General features: G+C 38.4%; 1 protein-coding gene. It reads left to right on the plus strand.

Features of this window, described 5'->3' with window-relative positions; translation table 11 throughout:
- Positions 1-130: 130 nt before the first annotated feature.
- Entirely contained in the window at positions 131-1798 is a 1668-nt protein-coding gene (locus HMPREF0106_RS00170; RefSeq protein ID WP_009041313.1) for an ISL3 family transposase, read from the plus strand.
- Positions 1799-1943: the final 145 nt, after the last annotated feature.

Raw genomic sequence — 1943 nt, forward strand, 5'->3', positions numbered from 1 at the left:
GGTTCTTCGTCAAATTTGGTGGTAATCTCTTTTTTATTTCAACTGTCTTCTTCTTTCTTAATCCTATTAAAAGTTGTAGATATGTTTGCTTTTTAGTAACTTTAAAGACACCACATCATTAAGAGTTACAATGCAACAAGTCATATCTACAACGTACAAATATACATCAAAAAAAGAAAATACTCCTACAAATAGGGGATTATTCCATGATTTCAGATTCAGTCTTGGCTACGATAATCTGCAACAAGATGGTATCTCTGAAGCTGTTGGCTCATTGACGGTCTTTTTACATACGGCTGGCAAGGGGGCTTCCTGTCCTTATTGCGGACATTTCAGTCACCGATTGCACAGTTACTACTCCCGTCATATTCAGGATCTTGAAGTTTACGGTCATACTTTGGAGTTAGTCATAAAGGTTGGTAAATATTATTGTGACAATGTTTCTTGTCCGCAAAAAATATTCTGCGAACCGTTGTCTTTTCTGGCTCGTCGGTATGGTAGACGGAGCTATCTTGTTGAGGAACGCATCAGATCGATAAGCTTGGAACTTACTTCCCGAAAGGCCTCTTCTCTTTTGCAGCTGTTCCATATAACGGCCAGTAGCTCTTCCTGCTTACGCATCCTACAACAGTGCGGGCAACATAATCCTATGCATAATAAAAGTATTTATGTAGGTATTGATGATTTTGCCTATAAAAAAGGTAAGGATTATATGAGTGTGGTCGTAGACCAGATGACACACATGCCTATTGCTTTGTTAGAGGATAGAAGCGGAGAAGCGCTTGATAACTGGCTCGCCCGGAATCCTCAAATACAATATATAACGAGAGACCGTGGAAGATGTTTCACAGAGGCTATAAACAGAATAATCCCTGGTGTTACACAAATCTGCGACCGGTTCCATCTAACCAAGAATATGACGGACACAATGATACCGGAAATAGAGAAAATGATTCGTCAGACTAAGCAAAAGCTCAAATACGAATATCCTGACAGAGACACGGCTTCTTCGTTAATTCTTCAGGACATATTTAACATGGGAGATGTCCGACACAGAGAAAAATTGAAGATATACAGGGAAAGCCTGAACTTAAAAATGCAGGGGATGACCATTGAGCAGACAGCCGCACATTTAGGCAAGAAAAGTCGCTACATTTATAAGCTCATTCACAACAGGAGAATAGGGGCATACTTGAATGAGCAACAGAAGACAGCTCTTAAATATGTATCCGAACTGGCTACAATCATTAGTGCGGGCTGTATTACCCGAAATATATTGGCACAAAAAATGGGAAGTAAAATCAGTGGCGCACTTATTGGAAGGATAACATCCAGCTTGCGAAAAATGTATCAACAAAAGAGGAAAGAAGTCAAGGAGCATAATGAGAGCATTGAAAACGGAAGTAAAACACAGAGAGTTTCACAGAATCAGATACGCAAATACATTCTAAAGGGAGAATCGGATAATCCTAAACTAGCGGAACTGTATAAGTCCTCACCGCAGATTAAAGAACTTTTAAGCGTGTGTCAGAATTTCAGAGATATGATTAATGGGAACACTTATGATAAGGATATTAGAAAGTGGATTGAAAAAGCGAAGGCAACACGGAATATGGCACTGACGAACTTTGCATATGGTATTGAAAAAGACTGGGAGGCAGTACAGGCAGCTATTGATCTCCCCTTCAGTAATGGATTACTGGAGGGGACAGTGAATAAAATTAAAGCGCTAAAAAGGCAGATGTACAATAGGGCAGGAAGTAAACTACTGAGAGCCAAGATTCTTTATTCACAATAGAAGAAGTACCACCAAATTTGACGAAGAACCCGATTTTTCATTTTCATTTCTCATATTCTCATAAATAATACGGTAATTATATGTAAATCAATAATATAATAGTATGAGAAATAAAATATAAAATGGTATTTCTCATACTATTTCT

Origin of the sequence: Bacteroides sp. D22 (assembly GCF_000163675.1) — a bacterium.
GTDB classification, from domain to species: Bacteria; Bacteroidota; Bacteroidia; order Bacteroidales; family Bacteroidaceae; genus Bacteroides; species Bacteroides xylanisolvens.